The sequence below is a fragment of the Nostoc sp. UIC 10890 genome, from assembly GCF_054786515.1.
This window is the reverse complement of sequence record NZ_JBSGKF010000090.1, coordinates 1-2,615: the sequence shown is the minus strand read 5'-3', so window position 1 is coordinate 2,615 and position 2,615 is coordinate 1. Positions and strand designations below refer to the sequence as shown.

The window sequence follows — 2,615 nt, the reverse complement described above, 5'->3', positions numbered from 1 at the left end:
CCACGCTTAGTTCCACTGCGAAAAGATAGTCGGGAAGTTTTAGCAGAGTATTTGCTTACGCGCTCACAGCAAGGAGAGGTGTTAAACAGCCTTAGTCCACTGATGATTTCACACCATGCTTCGTACAAAGGTGAACGCTTAAGTTATCACGGCATTTACTTCGCTGTAGAAAAAATTGGTGAAATAGCTCATATTGAGGATTTACATCCTCACTCCTTTCGCCACACCTATGCCACTGACTTATTGCTATTGGGAGTTGACCCCAGCCATGCACGAAAATTAACAGGACATCAAAGCGAGAAAGCCTTTCGGCGCTATACCCTTCGCAGCGAACAAGAAGCGGCGATCGCTGCTTACTATCGCGCGATTGGTGAAGAGGAAGCAGAGTAGATTATGCCAAAGCCACTTGATCCCAAATGTCAACTATGTTCCAAACTACCAACTGCCCAAGCCAAAGTTTTACATGGAACAGCAGGGGACAGGTGTTGGAATCCCAAAGTCTGTCATAATCGCCGTTCGTTTTACCGCCACCGCTCCCAGAATAATTCAGCAGAAATTGATGCGATCGCAGTCGAACCACCAGCAACATATTTTGCAGTGTTGTATTTGTATAAAGAACCAGGGGATAAACCATTGCACGCCTTGGGCGCAGAACTCTGGCTGGGGCAACAGCCTATTTGTCGATTAGCACCAATTCACTGTTTTGGGTTAACGGCTGGCAAGATCCGCGCCTATACAGATCAGGTGTTGCAGGCTTTTGCGAAACAATACAGTGTTTCACTATATCAATATAAGGATATGTTTGAGATTACCTCAAGCTACTGCCCAGTGCGACCCTGCCCGTTAAATCCTGAATTGTAGCAATGACCACATACCGCCAATTAACAATCTGGGATGTATTAGATGAGTTGTCAGAATCTCCAGCGACATCCTCACTTGTATCGATGTGGGAATGTTTGGATGCCGAGCTAGAGAATTTACCTTTGGAGGCACAATTATTAACCGCAGCGCTTGCCTTCAGTCAAATTGCGGATATTCTTAAGTCTCGTGCCGAAGTGCTGTTGCAAGATACCCGCGATCGCAATAGTCTTTTGGGCCCTATTGTTAGCACCGATCTCTTTGCTGGTCTAGTGCGGACAACAATGCACCTCGATTTAGATGATTTGATTGAACCGCAAACACCACAAACCTTTAAACCACATGGCCCACACCAATTTTCATCTCCTAACCAGGAGGGTGATTCTGTAGCAGCACCTGTTGAAAAAGCGAATGTTTTGGCAATGCTCGATGAGGTGACAACTTTAGAAGATGTCCGCAATTTGGCATCAGATGAAGATGTGGAAAAATGGCAGAGTGCGATCGCTAACCATCTGATAAATGTCAAAGATGAGATTTCTTTAGTTAAACTGCAACGTGTGTTGCAAATGCCGATGGTGGAGGTGTGGTTAGGATTGTTGCTTGGTGGTTTTACCTTGGAGCAACGTGGAGATTTTTATAACAGTCGGAATATTTGGGTGAAAAGCTCAGAAACTATGACTAGTAACAATAGCATTGTACTATTACAACACGGTGGAAATAAACAGACCATATTGATGGGAGAATAAATAATCAGGTTAAAACCCAAATGAGAGATAATATCAATAAATATCAAAAATACTACCCTTAACTGAAATATATTGTTCTCTTGAAATTATGACAATAGTTTTGTATGACCAAGATTGGTACGAAATGTTAAATGAAAATCAAACAAATCATCAATTTAGCTCAAATTCTGATATCTACGAAGAATCTACAGAGGTAAATACAAAATATTTTCATTGGCAGGAATGGTATATGCCGCTTCGCTCTGGGTTACATATCAGAACTTATGAAATTCAACCTATAGATAATTTCATTAAAATCGCAGAACATGGGAATTATGATTTGACAACATTAAGCTTTTTTATTAGAGGTAATACCAAGACATTTTTACAAAATTTGGCAAATTCGGCAGATGAAGTTGTAGGTCATAATTATTTAGAATTTTTACCAGATATCAAGGAAAGTGATGAGTATGAAGCAGGACAGAAAGTTTTAAGATTACAAATTTGGATTGATCTGGCAAAGTTCTTTAGCGAGTTTGATGCTAATCAATTACAATATCTTCCTTGTGAATTACAAAAAGTTGCTGCTGGCACTTCACTGCCAGCTCATTATCGCCAGGGAATCACGACACCGGAAATGCAACTGGCTCTGCAACAAATTTTAAATTGTCCTTTTCAAGGATTAATGAAGCGTCTATATTTGGAAGCCAAGGCAATTGAACTGATGATGCTTCAGTTTAGCCAGTTTGTAGAACCCGTATCACCTGCTAAATCAGAAATTTCTTTAGCTTTGGATGATGTTGAGAGAATTTATCAAGCAAAGGAAATTATAATCCATAGTCTTAAAAATCCACCTTCATTATTAGAATTATCTCGGCAAGTAAAGCTGAATGACTACAAGTTAAAGCAGGGTTTTCGTCAAGTTTTTGGAAAAACAGTGTTTGGTTATTTACATGACTATCGAATGCAGCAAGCATATATGCTGTTAGCAAGAGGTCAAGCAAAAGTCCAAGAAGTAGCACAAGCAGTTGG

Annotated in this window: 4 protein-coding genes; all 4 read left to right on the top strand. The window is 40.4% G+C overall.

The window, feature by feature from the left end; translation table 11 throughout:
* On the top strand, positions 1-390 hold a 390-nt coding region (locus ACWATR_RS39320; protein WP_460345611.1), incomplete at its 5' end, for a tyrosine-type recombinase/integrase.
* A 3-nt stretch (positions 391-393) separates the two neighbouring features.
* The gene (locus ACWATR_RS39315) at positions 394-861 is read left to right on the top strand and encodes a hypothetical protein (RefSeq protein ID WP_460345608.1); all 468 of its coding nucleotides are present in this window, start codon (positions 394-396) and stop codon (positions 859-861) included.
* A gap of 2 nt (positions 862-863) precedes the next feature.
* The gene (locus tag ACWATR_RS39310) at positions 864-1,604 is read left to right on the top strand and encodes a hypothetical protein (protein ID WP_460345605.1); all 741 of its coding nucleotides are present in this window, start codon (positions 864-866) and stop codon (positions 1,602-1,604) included.
* A gap of 88 nt (positions 1,605-1,692) precedes the next feature.
* Positions 1,693-2,615 (top strand): helix-turn-helix domain-containing protein (locus ACWATR_RS39305; protein ID WP_460345602.1); only part of this gene is annotated, 923 nt, incomplete at its 3' end.